General features: G+C 66.8%; 14 protein-coding genes. 5 read left to right on the top strand and 9 right to left on the bottom strand.

The window, feature by feature from the left end:
- Positions 1–535: 535 nt before the first annotated feature.
- Genes WG923_RS26820 through hutC form a run of 5 tightly spaced genes read right to left on the bottom strand, consistent with a single transcriptional unit; the run spans position 536 to position 5,156 of the window.
- Positions 536–1,900 carry a formimidoylglutamate deiminase gene (locus WG923_RS26820; protein ID WP_340354089.1) on the bottom strand — a complete coding sequence of 455 codons (1,365 nt, stop codon included), beginning with the start codon at positions 1,898–1,900 and terminating at the stop codon, positions 536–538.
- Positions 1,893–2,690 (bottom strand): N-formylglutamate deformylase, encoded by a 798-nt coding sequence (hutG, locus tag WG923_RS26815; RefSeq protein WP_340354087.1) that lies wholly within the window; start codon positions 2,688–2,690, stop codon positions 1,893–1,895. The genes WG923_RS26820 and hutG overlap by 8 nt, the downstream gene beginning before the upstream one ends.
- Positions 2,687–3,898 carry an imidazolonepropionase gene (hutI, locus tag WG923_RS26810; RefSeq protein ID WP_340354086.1) on the bottom strand — a complete coding sequence of 404 codons (1,212 nt, stop codon included), beginning with the start codon at positions 3,896–3,898 and terminating at the stop codon, positions 2,687–2,689. The genes hutG and hutI overlap by 4 nt, the downstream gene beginning before the upstream one ends.
- Positions 3,895–4,449: a HutD/Ves family protein gene (locus WG923_RS26805; RefSeq protein WP_340354085.1), complete on the bottom strand. Its 555-nt coding sequence runs from the start codon at positions 4,447–4,449 to the stop codon at positions 3,895–3,897. Before WG923_RS26805 ends, hutI begins: the two co-directional genes overlap by 4 nt.
- Positions 4,446–5,156: a histidine utilization repressor gene (gene hutC / locus WG923_RS26800; protein ID WP_340354084.1), complete on the bottom strand. Its 711-nt coding sequence runs from the start codon at positions 5,154–5,156 to the stop codon at positions 4,446–4,448. Before hutC ends, WG923_RS26805 begins: the two co-directional genes overlap by 4 nt.
- Positions 5,157–5,265: 109 nt before the next feature.
- Here hutC and hutU point away from each other — a divergent pair, with 109 nt between their 5' ends.
- From hutU to WG923_RS26780, 4 genes are read left to right on the top strand one after another with little or no spacing between them, the layout of a single operon-like run.
- Positions 5,266–6,972 (top strand): urocanate hydratase, encoded by a 1,707-nt coding sequence (gene hutU / locus WG923_RS26795; protein ID WP_340354083.1) that lies wholly within the window; start codon positions 5,266–5,268, stop codon positions 6,970–6,972.
- A 28-nt stretch (positions 6,973–7,000) separates the two neighbouring features.
- Positions 7,001–8,014 (top strand): ornithine cyclodeaminase family protein, encoded by a 1,014-nt coding sequence (locus WG923_RS26790; protein ID WP_340354082.1) that lies wholly within the window; start codon positions 7,001–7,003, stop codon positions 8,012–8,014.
- 5 nt (positions 8,015–8,019) lie between these two features.
- Positions 8,020–8,823: a phosphate/phosphite/phosphonate ABC transporter substrate-binding protein gene (locus tag WG923_RS26785; protein WP_340354081.1), complete on the top strand. Its 804-nt coding sequence runs from the start codon at positions 8,020–8,022 to the stop codon at positions 8,821–8,823.
- A gap of 1 nt (position 8,824) precedes the next feature.
- Positions 8,825–9,790, top strand: coding sequence for a Bug family tripartite tricarboxylate transporter substrate binding protein (locus WG923_RS26780; protein ID WP_340354080.1), 966 nt, complete (start codon positions 8,825–8,827; stop codon positions 9,788–9,790).
- Positions 9,791–10,295: 505 nt separating this feature from the next.
- Here WG923_RS26780 and WG923_RS26775 read toward each other — a convergent pair.
- On the bottom strand, positions 10,296–11,243 hold the full coding sequence (locus tag WG923_RS26775; RefSeq protein WP_340354079.1) for a PDR/VanB family oxidoreductase: 948 nt from the start codon (positions 11,241–11,243) through the stop codon (positions 10,296–10,298).
- Between the two features lie 757 nt (positions 11,244–12,000).
- On the opposite strand from WG923_RS26775, the gene WG923_RS26770 reads away from it, so the two are divergent.
- Positions 12,001–12,459, top strand: coding sequence for a MarR family winged helix-turn-helix transcriptional regulator (locus WG923_RS26770; protein ID WP_340354078.1), 459 nt, complete (start codon positions 12,001–12,003; stop codon positions 12,457–12,459).
- Positions 12,460–12,465: 6 nt separating this feature from the next.
- Here WG923_RS26770 and WG923_RS26765 read toward each other — a convergent pair whose 3' ends face one another.
- The 3 genes from WG923_RS26765 to WG923_RS26755 all read right to left on the bottom strand — a co-directional run bounded on the left by WG923_RS26765 (position 12,466) and on the right by WG923_RS26755 (position 15,295).
- Positions 12,466–13,458, bottom strand: coding sequence for a Bug family tripartite tricarboxylate transporter substrate binding protein (locus WG923_RS26765; RefSeq protein WP_340354077.1), 993 nt, complete (start codon positions 13,456–13,458; stop codon positions 12,466–12,468).
- 118 nt (positions 13,459–13,576) lie between these two features.
- A complete protein-coding gene (locus tag WG923_RS26760) occupies positions 13,577–14,854 on the bottom strand; it encodes a Rieske 2Fe-2S domain-containing protein (RefSeq protein ID WP_340354076.1) in 1,278 nt (425 codons plus the stop codon).
- Between the two features lie 96 nt (positions 14,855–14,950).
- Complete coding sequence (locus WG923_RS26755) at positions 14,951–15,295, bottom strand: hypothetical protein (protein WP_340354075.1); 345 nt, start codon at positions 15,293–15,295, stop codon at positions 14,951–14,953.
- Positions 15,296–15,334: the final 39 nt, after the last annotated feature.

Raw genomic sequence — 15,334 nt, 5'->3', positions numbered from 1 at the left:
CACCACCTCGGGCACGGTGGCCACGCGCTTCTCAAGGGCCGCCGTTTCCCGCGGTACGCCGAGGAGGACATGCCGTTTGGACAGCTGCTGCACGGCGGGAATTGCTTCTGCCAACGTCGGCCCGCCGATACCGGGTTCACCCGCCGAGCCGCGTACAGCTGCCCCGCCGCCACCATGGGATGCGTTGTCCACGCTCACTAGGCCTGTGTTCATCTGCCTCTCTCCTCTCTAGGGAACTCACTTGGGGAGTCCGTGGGCCGTTTTTGCTGCCAAGACCTGCCCGCAGCACGCCATTTGCGTTGCCGTGGAGCAGCCGCGCGAGACGGTGTGGGTCCACGGCGACTCGACGCGCCTGTCGCAGGTGCTGCAGAACCTGATGGTGAACGCCGCCAAGTACACGCCCGGCCATCGGCACGCTTCGACATTCCTGGACGCGCCCCTGGGTTCGGGCATGCGGCACGGAGTACCGCAGCCATGCTCCACACACTCGCTGCCTGAGCTTCGCAGACACGACCGTACAACCTTGCCAACACGCTCACCAGAGCGTGCGCATCAGCGCGGCGAATTCGCGCGACGGGGGATGCAGGTTGACGTCGCGCCCGCCGACGCACACGCGCACCATGACGGTCTCAGGCGACGAGAACACCAGCGCGTCCAGCAAGCGTTGCGCGGGAACGCCGGCCAGCGCCGGCGAAGCCGGATCAACTACGCAGAAGTCCGCGCGCTGCCCCACGGCCAGACCGCCGCAAGCCTGGCCGGCCGCCGCGCTGCCGCCGTCGAGGGCGCCATTGAACAACACGCCTGCCGTGCTCTCGCATCCCGCTGCACGCGCCGCCACATTGCGCTGGCGCAAGGCGAGGCGCTGCGAATATTCCAGCAGCCGGAGTTCCTCGATCGGGCTGCGGGTGACATGGCTGTCCGATCCGATGGACCAGCGACCGCCGATTCCCAGCCAACCCGGCAGGTCGAACACGCCGTCGCCCAGGTTCGCTTCCGTGCTGGGGCAGATCACGATCGAGGCGCCCTGATCACGTATCCCGGCCAGTTCGCGGGGCGTGCTGCGGGTGGCGTGCACCAGGTTCCAGTGCCGGTCGATGATCAGCTTGCCCAGCAGCCATTCGATCGGGCGTTGCCCGTGCCGCTGGATGCAGTCGTCGACCTCCAGCTGCTGTTCGGCAATGTGAATATGCACCGGCATGCGGGCCTGGTGCGCGGCCGCCGCCGCTTCGAGCAGCGCGCCCTCGTCCACCGCGCGCAGCGAATGCAGTGCGAGGCCAGCCGTGATCGTGCGCGTGCCGGAGCCTGAACGCCGCACGGCCTCGGCGATGCGCAGCACGGACCCCGGTGTGGAGGCGAAACGGCACTGGTCTTCGCGCAGTCCCGTGGCGCCGAAGCCGGAACGCATGTACAAGGTCGGCAGCAGCGTCAAGCCGATGCCGGTACGCTGCGCGGCGCGCACGAGCGCGAGCGACATTTCCAACGGATCGGCATAGGGCTCGCCGTCGACATCGTTGTGCAGGTAATGGAACTCGCACACCTGGGTGTAGCCGGCGCGCAGCAGTTCCGTGTACAGGAATCCGGCGATCGTCTCCAGCTGCTCGGGCCCGATGCGCCGCGCAGCGGCGTACATGCGGTCGCGCCAGCTCCAGAAATCGTCCCGGCCGGGCGCAGCCCATTCGGTCAGTCCCGCCATGGCGCGCTGGAAGGCGTGGCCATGCGCGTCGACGAGGCCGGGCAACACGGGCCCATTCAGCACTTCCGCATGGCGGCGATCCGCATCGCTGCAGCCGACGAGCACGCGGGCCCAGAAGCCGTCTGCGTCCGCGGCCAGGAGCACGTCCCGCGCCCATCCACCGCCAACCCAGGCCTGTGCGGCGAAGAAGCGCCGTCCTTCACTCATGGAGCGTGCGGCACGCCTGAAGCGCCGCCTCCACCATCTCGCGCACGACCGGCTGGATTTGCGCTGCGCGGCTGTCGTCATACTCGTACGGCGGCGCCTCACGCATGTACGTGCACTGGCACATCTCCAGCTGCACGGCGTGGATGTTGTCAGCGGGGCGGCCGTAGCGACGCGTGATGTAGCCGCCCTTGAACCGGCCATTCAGGACATGCGTATACCTTGGGTGGCGCGCTGCGGCCCGCACAACGGCGTCGGCGACGAACTCGCCTGCGCTGTCTCCACCGGCCGTGCCGATGTTCAGGTCCGGCAGGCGACCTTCGAACAGCCACGGAATCTGCGAGCGGATGCTGTGCGCGTCCCACAGCAGCGCGAAACCGTGTTCGCCGCGGACGCGATCGAGTTCCGACCGCAACGCCTCGTGGTAGGGCGCCCAGTAGACGCCCAGTCGTTGCATTCGTTCTTCGTCCGAGGGCCCGGCGCCCTGCACATACAACGGATCGCCGGTGAAGAACCGCGAGGGGCACAGCTCGGTGTTGGAGGCGCCCGGGTACATCGGCCGGTCGTCGGCCGGTCGGTTCAGGTCGATCACGTAGCGGGACACATGGGGCTGCAGCACGCTGGCACCAAGCTCGGCGGCGAACGAATAAAGCCGGTCCAGGTGCCAGTCGGTGTCCTCCACGGCCAAAGCGCGCGGCACGTACTCGGTGCGCAAACGCTGCGGGATCTCTATGCCCATGTGGGGAATGCTCACAAGCAGCGGCACGCTGCCGCGGCGCAGGCGGAACGTCATTGAGCTTGTCCTTCGAGGATGGATGCACGGCGCGGATTCAAACCGAGCGCATAGCAGAGTTCGTTGGGCGTAGTGGCATCCCACTGCACGATGTCCGCGCGCAGACCCGGCGCGAGCATGCCTCGGTCACGGAGCCCCAGTGCCCGCGCGGCGTTGCGCGTCACGCCGGCGAAGGCCTCCTGGGGCGTCAGGCGGAACAGCGTGCATGCCATGTTCAGCATCAGCAGCAGCGAGGTACAGGGCGAGCTGCCCGGGTTGCAGTCGGTGGAAACGGCGATCGGCACGCCGTGCTCGCGCAGCAGGGCCACCGGTGGTAGCCGGGTCTCCCTTAGGAAATAGAACGCACCCGGCAGCAGCACGGCGACGCTGCCTGCGCGCGCCATCGCGCGCGCGCCGGTTTCGCCCAGCCATTCCAGGTGATCGCAGCTGAGCGCAGCGTAGGAGGCAGCCAGTTCCGCTCCCCCGGAGTCACTCAACTGCTCGGCGTGCAGTTTGACCGGTAGGCCCAGGGCACGTGCGGCCTCGAAGACCCGTCGCGTCTGTGCGGGCGAGAAAGCGATGGTTTCGCAAAAGGCGTCCACGGCGTCAACGAGCCCCTGCGCGTGCAACTGCGGCAGCATGCGACAGACCTCGTCAACATACTCATCGGCGCGGCCTGCGAATTCCGGCGGCAGCGCATGCGCACCGAGGAAGGTCTTGCGCACGCTCACCCCTTCCGTCTCGCCCAGGCACCGCGCAACCCGCAGGCACTTGGCCTCGTGCTCGGCCGACAGTCCATAGCCGGACTTGATCTCGATCGTCGTCACGCCCTCGGCCAGGAGGGCGCGCAAGCGACGGCGCGATTGCGCGAGCAGCGTCGCCTCGTCCGCAGCGCGGGTCGCCTTGACGGTGGAGATGATTCCACCGCCGGCCCGCGCGATTTCCTCGTAGCTGACGCCGTTCAGCCGCTCCTCGAACTCGCTGGCACGGTCGCCGCCGTACACCAGATGCGTGTGGCAATCGATCAGGCCCGGCGTCAGCAGTCCGCCTTGCGCGTCATGCGCCTCGGCGCCGACGCGCAGTTCCGGGGGCATGTCCTTGCGTCGGCCAACCCAGGCGATGTGGCCGCCACGCACCGCCACGCTCCCGTCTTCGATCATTCCGTACGGCGCTGCCGCATCGGGCGCCATGGTGGCGACGCGGGCGTTTTCCCAGATCTGCACGCTCATCGCAGTGCCTCCATCCAGAGTGCATCCTGGCCTTGGACCACCCCACTCAGTGGCCCGTCCTGCAGCCGCCACGCCAGGTGCGCGGCGGGCACTTCGATGGCCTCGTTACCGAGCATGATCCGCGCGCCATGCGCGTGTCCGTAAACGGCCACAATGGCTGGCGCACTCGTCAACACCGGCAGCGATCCGCGCACGCGGCGCATCCGTGCCCTTGCCGGTGCGGCCATCAGGTTGAAGTCGATGGTTGCGCCGGCGGTAAGTGCGCAGTCCACCAGCTCGCCACCGTCGAAACGGAAGGCCTCGCTCGCCGGCGTCAGCCGCTGGAATCGGTCGCCCAGGCGCAGCACCACGCCTGCGCCATCCAGCACCGCGAACCAGCGTTCGATGCCCGGGAAGCGCGAGAACGGGCCGTCCGCCTGCACGTCTGCCACCGAGAGGCGCACCTGCCAGTCGCCCGGCCCGGGCCAGGCGAGCAGCTCGCGGGTGACGCCGCCGCCGTTACGCCACGGTATTGACGCAACGCTTGCCAAGCAAACGAAGGACCAGCTCATGCCTGGAACTGCCCGCTGAAGCTGTAGCGCGTACCCGGGTACACCTGGCGCGCCACGCTGGCGACGTGCGGGCCGCTCACGGTGCGCCGCATCAGGACCAGACAGGGCTCGGCCGGTCCGATTTCCAGCGCCGTGGCCTCATTCGCGCTCGGCAGGCACGCCTCGATCGTGTAGCTGGCCTCGGTCACCGGCGCATGCCGCAGCAGGTGAAGCGTAGGGGACTCCTGCGTGAAGTCCGTCTCCAGGTAACGCGGCGCTGCCAGCGGGTTCACGTAGCGGTCCTCATAGACGATCGGCACTCCGTTTTCCAGGTGGATCATGATCGTGTGGAACACCTTTGCGCCCTTGCGCAGGGCGAGTGATTCCGCCACCTCCGGACCGGCCTTCACCTGCGCGGCTTGCAGCACGCGCGTACCCGGCACGTGCCCACGCTCGGCCACCTCCTCATGGATATCCCGGATGACCAGCCGGGAGGAGATCCGGTGCAACTGCGCCACGCGCGTGCCGGAGCCCTGAACACGGGTGACCAGCCCTTCCGTGGCCAGTTCGCGCAGCGCACGATTGGCTGTCATGCGGCTGATGGAAAAACGGCTCATGAGCGCGGCCTCGCTGGGCACCGCGTCGCCGGGCCTCCATTCGCCGCTCGCGATGTGCTGGCGGATCCAGCCCTTCACCTGCTCGTATGCCGGTCGTTCCGTGTCTTCCATGAGGGCGAGCATATCCGAGTTGACACAAGTTGTATAGACAAGTAGCCTTCGCGTCTCCAACTTGTATAGACAACACCGTCCCGCCATCCACGACCGCAGGAATCCGAGCATGTCCGACCTCTCGCAACCCCCTTTCCCCCCGGCGGCAGCACGCCCGGTGCGCGCACCGCACGGCAACCAGCGCAGCTGCGCCGACTGGCAGATCGAGGCTGTGTTCCGCATGATTCAGAACAATCTGGACCCGGCCGTGGCCGAGAACCCGGACGACCTGGTCGTCTACGGGGGCATCGGCAAGGCGGCGCGCAACTGGCCTGCGTTCGAGGCCATCCTCGCCACGCTACGGCGCATGCAATCGGACGAGACCCTGCTGATCCAGTCGGGCAAGCCGGTCGGCGTGTTCCGCACGCATGCGGGCGCCCCGCGGGTACTGATCGCCAATTCGAACCTGGTGCCGAAGTGGGCGACGTGGGAGCACTTCAACGAACTCGACCGCAAGGGGCTCATGATGTACGGGCAGATGACCGCCGGCAGCTGGATCTACATCGGCAGCCAAGGCATCGTGCAGGGCACCTACGAAACCTTCGTGGAAGCCGGCCGTCAGCACTATGAAGGCGACCTCTCCGGGCGCTGGATTCTGACAGCGGGGCTGGGCGGCATGGGCGGCGCGCAGCCGTTGGCGGCTTCTTTCGCCGGTGCCTGTTCGCTCAACATCGAATGCCAGCAGTCGCGCATCGACTTCCGCCTTCGCACCAAGTATCTCGATGAACAGGCGAAGGACCTGGACGAGGCCTTGGGCATGATCGCGCACTACACCAGCCGCAAGCAGGCGGTGTCCATCGGGCTGTGCGGCAACGCCGCCGAGATCGTGCCGGAGCTCGCCCGCCGCGCAAAGGCCGGCGGTCCGCGTCCCGACATCGTCACCGACCAGACCTCTGCGCACGACATCATCAACGGCTACCTGCCGGTCGGCTGGTCGGTGGAGCAGTGGCTCGCGGCGCAGAAGGATCCGTCGCGGCACGCGCAGCTGGCGCAGGCGGCGGGCGAGTCCTGCGCGCAGCACGTTCGCGCGATGCTGGAGTTCCACGCGATGGGCGTGCCCACCGTGGACTACGGCAACAACCTGCGCCAGGTCGCAAAGGACTTCGGCGTCGAGGACGCCTTCGCCTATCCCGGATTCGTGCCGGCGTACATCCGTCCCCTGTTCTGCCGCGGCGTCGGCCCCTTCCGCTGGGTCGCGCTATCCGGCGACCCGCAGGACATCCGCAAAACCGATGCCAAGCTGAAGGAGCTGTTCCCGAACAATGCCTCGCTGCACCGATGGCTCGACATGGCGAGTGAGCGCATCAGCTTCCAGGGCCTTCCGGCACGCATCTGCTGGATCGGTCTGGGCGAGCGACACCTTGCCGGCTTGGCGTTCAACGAGATGGTGAAGAACGGCGAGTTGAAGGCACCCATCGTGATCGGGCGCGACCACCTCGACAGCGGCTCGGTGGCCTCGCCCAATCGCGAGACCGAAGCAATGAGGGACGGCAGCGACGCGGTCAGCGACTGGCCGCTGCTCAACGCGCTGCTCAACACCGCCAGCGGCGCCACCTGGGTCAGCTTCCATCACGGCGGCGGCGTCGGCATGGGCTACTCGCAGCATGCGGGCGTGGTCATGGTGTGCGACGGCACGGCCGAAGCGGCGGAAAGGATCCGCCGCGTGCTGTGGAACGACCCGGCCACCGGCGTCATGCGCCATGCGGATGCGGGCTATGACATCGCCCTGCAGTGCGCGCGCGAACACGGGCTCGACCTGCCGATGGTGCAGCCCTGAACCAACGAACTCCACCGAAGGAACGCCCATGACGACCGACACCCGACGAATCGACCTGCACTACCTCAACCACTCCGACGTGCAGGCCCTTGCCCTCACGGACGACGAAATCCTGCGGGCCGTGGAGGAAGGCCTGCGCGCGCAGGGCCTGGGCCAGACCGCCATCGAGCCGCGCATGCATCTCGTGCCCGAGAAGGACTACCCCGGACACTTCAACGTGCTGCGCGGCTACATCCGCCCGCTGCAGCTCGCGGGCGTCAAGGTGGTGGGCGACTTCTACCGCAATTACGAGCAGGGCCTGCCATCGGAGCTCGCCCTGCTGAACCTGTTCGATCCGCGCACCGGCGCGCCCGTGGCCATCATCGATGCGTCGGACATCACCGACATGCGTACCGGCGCCATCACGGCCATCGGCGCGCTCCATCTCGCCCGCAAGGACTCGCGCGTGCTGGGCCATGTCGGCGCGCGCGGCACCTCGTACTGGAACGTGCGGCTGCTCGATTCCATCTTCCACTTCGACGAAATCCGGGTCCATTCGCGCCGGCCGGAAAGCCGCGACGCGTTTGCCGCCCGGCTGCAGCGCGACCTGGGCAAGAAGGTCATCGCCACTCCGGACTGGGAGTCCTGCGTGCGCGACGCTGATATCGTGGTGGAGGCCTCGCGCCTGGACAAGCCGACGCCCTTGCTGAAGACCGAGTGGATCAAGAAGGGCGCGCTGGTCATCCCCTACGGCACCAACAGCGCAGTGGAGCTGTCGCTGACGGACATCATGGACAAGATGGTGATGGACGACTGGGGCCAGGCGAAGGCCGGACCCTTCGGCGCACTTCGGGCGCACGTCGATAGCGGACGCCTGAACGAAGGCAACCTGCACGCCGAACTGGGCCAGATCGTCGCCGGCGTGAAGCCGGGGCGCGAAAGCGACCACGAGACCAACCTGTTCTGGCACCGCGGGCTGTCGCTGTCGGACATTGCCCTGGGTGCCTTCATGCTGCAGAAGGCCCACCGCATGGGCCTGGGGCAGACCCTTCGCTTCCGCTGAGCGCCATGCCCGTCGCCAACGCCCGCATGTACTCCGCCACTCCGCGTGTGAAGCATGCGTGGCAGCGGCTGCTGTGCTGGGTCCTCGCCGACGCTGCGCTGCCTTGGGAGGTCGTCGACCACGACGCTCCCGCGCCGCTGAACGCGTTGTGGGCGCGCGACGACCTCGGCCTCGCCATGATGTGCGGACTGCCTTGCGCCCGGCGCACTCCGGCGCCCCAGGTCATCGCCGCGCCGATTCCGAGTCCGCCGCGGTACCAGGGGCTGGCCCGGTACTGCACGGACCTGGTGGTGCGCGCCGATGCTCCATTCCAGCGGCTGGAGGACACCTTCGGCGGCATCGCCGCCTACACCCTGGCGGACTCGATGTCGGGCGGCGTCGCATTCAATGCGCACCTGCAGGCCTTCCGCTCAACTGATCGCCCGCGCCTGTATGCCCGCAGCGTCGGCAACCTCGTCAACGCGCGCGGCGTGATCGATGCGCTGGCGCGAGGCGAGGTCGACGTCGGTCCCCTGGACAGCTACTTCCACGACCTGCTGCGCCAGGACGATCCCGCTTACGCCGGCCAGGTGCGGACGATCGCGTCGACGCGCTGGACACCGATTCCCCCACTGGTGGCCACGGCCACCCTTCCGCTCGAGCAGGTCATGAGCCTGCGGGCCTCGTTGCGCCACGCGCTGGCGCATCCGGATCTGGCGCCCGAACGCGCTTGCCTTCTGCTTGCCGGCTTCGCGACCCCCGAGGCGTCCGAATACGACGTGCTCGGACGCATGGCCGACGAAGCCTTACCGCCTTTTGAGGAGCTTTGACATGAAGAGACGACTGCTGATCGCCCTCGCACCCATGCTGGCCTGCGCCCCGTGGCTCGCGCACGCCGACAACTGGCCGGCCAAGCCTGTGCGCATGGTGGTCCCGTTCCCGCCGGGTGGTCCAGCGGACCTGCTGGGTCGCATCGCCGCCCAGGCGATTACCGACAGCCTCGGCCAGCCCGTGGTGGTGGAGAACAAGGCGGGAGCCGCAGGCAACATCGGTGTCGACGCCGTCGCGAAGTCCGCGCCGGACGGGTACACGCTCGGCATCGTACCGGTAGGCAACATTGCGGTGAACCCATCGCTGTTCGCCAACCTGCCCTACAAGGCGTCGGATCTGGCCCCGGTGGCTCTGCTCGCCACGGTCGAAAACGTACTGGTCGTCAACACCGCGCTTGCGGTGGCAAACCTGCAGGACCTCATCGCGGCCGCCCGGAAGAAGCCGGACACCCTCAGCTTCGCATCCCCCGGAGCGGGCAGCCAGGCGCACCTGGCGGGTGAACTGATGGCGCTGCGCGCCAACTTGAAGCTGGTGCACGTCCCGTACCGGGGCGTCGGCGCGGCCCTCACCGACGTGGTCGGCGGCCAGGTCAGCATGATGTTCGTGCAGACTGCCGCAGCCGTGCCGTTCGTGCGCGAGGGCAAGCTCAAGGCGCTCGGGCTCGCCAGCCCGCGGCGCTCGACCGCGCTGCCGCAAGTGCCCACCATCGCCGAACTGGGGTTCCCTGACTTCCAGGCGGTCTCCTGGTACGCCTTGATGGCGCCGGCGGGCACGCCCAGGCCGATTGTTGACAAGCTGAACGAACAGATGAACCGGATGCTGGCCAAGTCTGATACCCGGGAGCGGTTCGTCGCACTGGGCATGGAACCAGGCAGCGGCACGCCCGAGCAGCTGGCGCAGCGCATCGCCACCGAGACCGCACAGTGGTCGGAAGTGGTGCGCAAGCGGAACGTGAAGGTCGATTGAGGCAGGTCTGGCGCGCTCCGAGTCTCAACATAGGTGGCGTGACGCTCCTCAGATTCGGCTTGGTGCACTTGCCGGGTTCGATTCGCGCCCTGCGCCCTGCTCCACCTGCGGTTGAATGGAGTCATCGCCCCGCCGACTTCCGCCCTTGATGCATGCCATCACCCTGCGCATGCCCAAGGAACACCGCGATCGCCACTACGCAGTCTGCGCAACGACAGCAGTCGCCGTGAGATCACCGTTGACCAGCGGATAGCGCTGCCTCGAGAGCAGCGCCGAATCCGCCTCCACTGCATACCGCCAGCGCTGAGGGGGCGAAGGCCAGACTCCGCAAGCTGAAGCCCCTGCACCGCCGACGCCGACGTGGCGACCGACGTCGGGGGAAACCCCAGCCAGGCGGCAGTTCGGCTGTGGCGCCATTCGTTTGCACCAGAACGAAAGGAACAAGCGCTCGGCCACCGCCATGCGTCCATGGCAGCGGCGCAAGCATGCGCGTGGGGCGCAGGGCTCAGAGGTCCAGTGTCAGGCGATCGCCGCAGGCGCGCGAGACACAAACCATCATCGTGTCGCCGCGCTCCTTCTCCGCGTCGCTCAGGATGGAGTCCCGATGCTCGATGCGGCCGGCGCACACCCGCGTTTCGCAGGAGCCGCACACGCCTGCGCGGCACGAGGTCGGTACAAACACTCCGCGCGCGTCGAGCACGTCGACGATGCTCTCTGCAGCGCCGACCTCGAGTGTCACGCCGCTTCTGGCCAGCACCACGGAGAAGGCTCTGTTCTCGCCCCGCCGGCCCGCAGGTGCTGCCGAAAACCGTTCGAAGTGCGGCACCGCACGGCCCAGGCGTTCGCTCTCCGCCTGGACGGCGGCAATCAGACCTTCAGGGCCGCAGCAGTACACCGCCGTGCCGTGAGCGGCCTCGGCGAGCAGCGCGCTTACCGGCAGCACGCCCGCTTCGTCCTGCGGGAACAGCCGAACGCGGTCGGAGCGTGCCGCGAGTTCGTCCGCGAAGGCCATCGCGGCCCGGCGACGCCCGCCATAGGCGAGCCGCCAGGGCGTGCCAGCCGAATCCGCGGCCTCGATCATCGCCCGGATCGGCGTGATGCCAATGCCGCCTGCGATGAACAGATATTCCGGCGCCGGCTCGAGCGAAAAATGATTTCGCGGCAGCCCGACGCGGATGCGGTCGCCCGGCCGCAGGGCACCATGGATGTGGCGCGACACGCCCCGCCCCTGGGGCTGATGCAGCACGGCGACGCGCCAGCAGCGGTCGCCGCGCGGGCCGCACAACGAGTATTGCGCGGTGCCGATACCTTCGAAGACCAGGTCCACATGCGCGCCTGCGCTCCAGGGCGGCAACTCGCCGCCTTGCGGATGCTCCAGCGTGAGTGACAAGACCCCATCCGCCGCGCGCTCCATGCACCGCACCCGCAGCTCGAGCGTCGCTTCAGCTTGCATCACGCCGCCTTCGCGATTCGCGCCGTGCGCGCAGGCGCGGCGTCAAGGCTCCCTCGCGCAACCAGTTGCAGGTACTCATTCGTCGGCCAGCTTGCTCGTCCTGGACATCTGCTTCCGGCAAACCAGCAGTCGCGTTGCGCGACGGCTTGACCTGGCTGTGCAAACCGGCCCGACGAGTGATCCGCCAAGCCAGTCGCGGCCAGCGTTCGCAGCGGGAACGCTGGCCCGAGCGCATTGACGCTCATGGGGCCGACTCCGGCGCGCACCCGATTTGCAACTCCAGGCTTCAACCCAATGCCTGCAGTTCTGAAGTCGGACTTCCGCACTGAAGATCCTTCCTCCGCCGCAGGACTGCGCACTCCTGCCGGTGCGCCGCAACGTGCCCGTGGTAGCTGTGAGCGTTCCCGCCATGCCTTGTCACTTTGCAATTCAATCCGATGGCGATGATCGTTCCGGCGTGACTCGCAGCCGGCTTGGCTCACCACCAGCACCTTGGTGACCAGGTCCGGGGCCAGCTCCGCTCCTGGAGCGTGACAGGCGCGTACCGGCGTGCAATGTCTTCGGGCCCATCCAGGTCGATGTGGGAGCCGGCGGAAAACGGTCGCGACCATCATTGCTTCGCGCGATCAAAACAAGAACAGGGTGAAGTCGGGGCGGCGCACGCTGCGCGCCCGAGACACTCGCGAGCACGCTGTCATGGCTTGCCTCTCGTTCCCATGGACGCCGTGCGCGATGCCTCGCTCCTTACAATCCAGACATGCCCAAGGCTGCCCGTGTCCTTCTTGAAGACAGAATTTCATACCGATGTCTTTCAGTTGCCGCCCGCATCACGCGCTATCTTTCGCCGCGGTGGAAGGCCGAGTTCGGTCTGACCGTCATCGGCTGGCGAGTCATGGCCGTCATCGGCCGGTTCGAACCGATCTCAGCCACACAGCTGGCGGCGCGCACGAGCACGGATGCATTCTTCGTCGCCCGCGCCATAGAGAAGCTGGTGGAACAAGGCTACGTGCTGAGAGGCGTAGATGCGGAAGACAGGAGACGCCTGCGACTGAGCCTCACGATCGCGGGAAAGAAGGTCCACAGGCAAGTGGAGGACATGATCAATCAGGTGGAGGCCGACCTGCTTGCCGGGATTCCCGAGGCCGATGCCGAGATCTTTTTTCAAGTCATGTCACTGCTGGAAGACCGAGCCGCCGCGCTGGGCACCACCGCATGATGGCGTTCAATTGTTCACGGTGATTCCGGCCTTCTGGATCACGGCACCCCAGCGCCTGTACTCCGCCTTCAGGTAGGCGTCAAACTGCTCGGGCGTTGGGTCGCGGCTTTCGACACCAAGTTCCCTGAACTTCTCCTGCACCTCACGCTGGCCGAGCACGTGACGCATTTCATCGGCAAGCTTTCGACGGATCTCGATGCTGGTCCCCGCGGGCGCGAGCACCGCATACCACGGGCCTGACACAATCTCCGGATAGCCTGCCTCGGCGAACGTGGGCACGTCGGGAAGTACGGCACTACGTTTCGCGGACGCGATGGCAATCGGCCGCAGCTGGCCGGAGTGGATCCGCGGCAACAGGTTGATGGTGTCGCCGATCATCATCCCTACCCGTCCCGCAAGAACATCGGTCAGCGCCCTGGGAAAGCCTTGGTAGGCAACATGAGTAAGACCGATTCCGGTTCGCTGGTTGATCAATTCTCCGGTGACGTGGCCCGTCGTTCCAACGCCCTGGGTTGCGAATGTCATCTTGTCGGGATTGGACTTCGCGAAAGCGCGCAGCTCGACGAAACTCGAGACGGGGAAGTCCAGGTTCGAGACCAGCACGTTCGGCGCTTCGGCCACCATCGTGACAGGCGTGAAGGCGGTTTCGGCCCGGTACGGTAGGTGCTTCATCAGGAACGGGTTGAGCACCAGTGGCCCTTGCGCAGTGAACAGGAAGGTGTACCCGTCCGCGGGCGCTCTCGCCACAAAATCTGCCCCGACCGTTCCCCCGGCGCCCGTGCGGTTTTCAATGATGAAGGACTGTCCCAGTCGCGCCTCAAGGTGGCGACCCATCAGGCGCGCGAGGACATCAATCGAGCCACCGGCCGCGAACGGCACGACAAAGCGGATCGGCTTCGAAGGCCACGCGTCCTTGCCTTGAGCTTTAGCGCCAAAGGCACAAAGGGGCACCAGCACGATCGCTAGGAGCCTGAACATCCAGCCGAACGTCGTATTCATTCTCACTGTAGTGGCCTTCAAGGTTGAATGGGTGAGGTCCCGACCGGGCAGTTGCCGACTTCACGGCGGGACCCCGCCCGAAGCGCCGCGCAGCGGCAGATTGCGTGCTGGAGCGGCATCAGGCCGTCGGGACCGTGGCCGGGTGAGTGCCTGCCTGTTCCGCCGTCACTTCCTTTGGAAGCAGCATCGCCACGGCCCTGCGCTTGTAGAGATCGCCGCGGGCAACCGCGACGGGGACGACCCCCTCGTTGAGGAACGTTTTTGCGGAGGCGATCAGACGCCGGCGGCACCTGACGATTGCGGTGTCAGAGGTACCCAGGTGCTCCTTGGTTCGGTCCGCAATCGCCCCCTGACTCTCCTGCACAGCGATGTCCTGCAACTGCGCGCTCGGAATGCCCGTGAAGGATCCGCTCTTCTGAAGGCCGCGATCCATCAGGTAGTCGTTGGCCCGGCTGCCCTCCGGGACGTAGGTTCCCGGCACCAGCTTCGCGTAGTCCAGCGTTCCGTGCTTGTACTCGGCGAGCTCATCGCCGGTGAGAGGGCGGCGGACGTGGTAGCGCACGCGATACCACCAGCAGTTCTCGTCGTCGATAGGAATGAACAGATTCGCCCTGCAGACCAGGTCCTCGCCGGTGGGAACCAGGACCGTCGTGGGCATCAACCATTGCGTGATGCGCCAGTAGTAGGAGTCCAGCCCTCCTTCCCGGCGCGCCGAGATCCGCATGCCGTAGTCGGTGTCCTCGCAGAAGAATCGGGGCGCCCCATCGGCATCGCCGAACTCCTGCAGCTCGCCAACGGCGAACACGTCCTTTTCCATGGGCGCCATGGACCGATGGAGGAAGGTCAGGTGGGCGGTATCGATGCTGCCTTCCAGTGCCTGCTGGAAGTTGCACCTCATCAAGCACTTTGAGACATACACGTTCTCGGCCGGCAGGCTCATGAACTCCATCTCGGGGAGGGGAGGAATCGATTCCCGCGGGCCGAGATAGGCCCACACGAGGCCACCGGCCTCATGCACTGCGTACGCCCTCGCGCGGATGTTGGGGTTGCAGCGCATCGGGCTTCCCGCGGGCTCGCACGGGATGTCCAGCACTTCGCCCGTGACGCTGAATTTCCAGCCGTGGTACACGCAACGAAGCCCGCCTTCCTCGTTGCGACCAAAGAAGAGGTCGGCGAGACGATGAGGGCAATGTGCGTCCAGCAGGCCGACCTTTCCGGCGGAATCGCGGAACGCTACGAAGTTCTCGCCCATCAGGCGTACGCGCACCGGCGGGCAATCTGGGGCCGGCAGCTCTTCGGACAGAAGGGCCGGCTGCCAGAACTGGCGGAACAGGCCACCCATCGCAGTGCCAGGGCCCACCCGGGTCAGGATTTCATTGCTCTCGGAATTCAACAAGGCCTGTCTCCATCGAATATTACTTGCGATTCGCTATTATTGCTTCGGCCCTCCGAGACTGTCAACGGTGAAGGGGTGGGACGGCACTTTGTGCGCCTACCCCTCGAATCCGGCCGCCGTACTGACGATCTCGTGCTCGCCGTTGCGCATTCGAAAGATCGGCGCTTCGACGCGCGCCTGCCGTCCGCGCATCTCGTCGTGCCCCCTTCCCCGCAGCACATCCACATGGCGAACATGGCATGGGGGCAGCGACCTGCGCGCGCTGTACATCGTGGATTCGATGTCAGGGCACGTGCTGCGATCACGCCTGCCGGAGAGCGGCCTGCCCCTGTTCGGGCGGTCGGCGCCGGGCCGCTCCTGCGGATGACGCGGTGGATGGAATTCCTGCGGTGTGATCCTTTCGAGCACCTTATTGAGCTGATTGCGCATCGACAGTTGCATTGGTCAACCCTACAGTAGCGGCTCCCAAGCACTGAAAGG

This window comes from Ramlibacter sp. AN1133 (assembly GCF_037890035.1).
GTDB lineage: Bacteria > Pseudomonadota > Gammaproteobacteria > Burkholderiales > Burkholderiaceae_C > Ramlibacter.
This window is presented reverse-complemented; position numbering and strand designations above follow the sequence as displayed.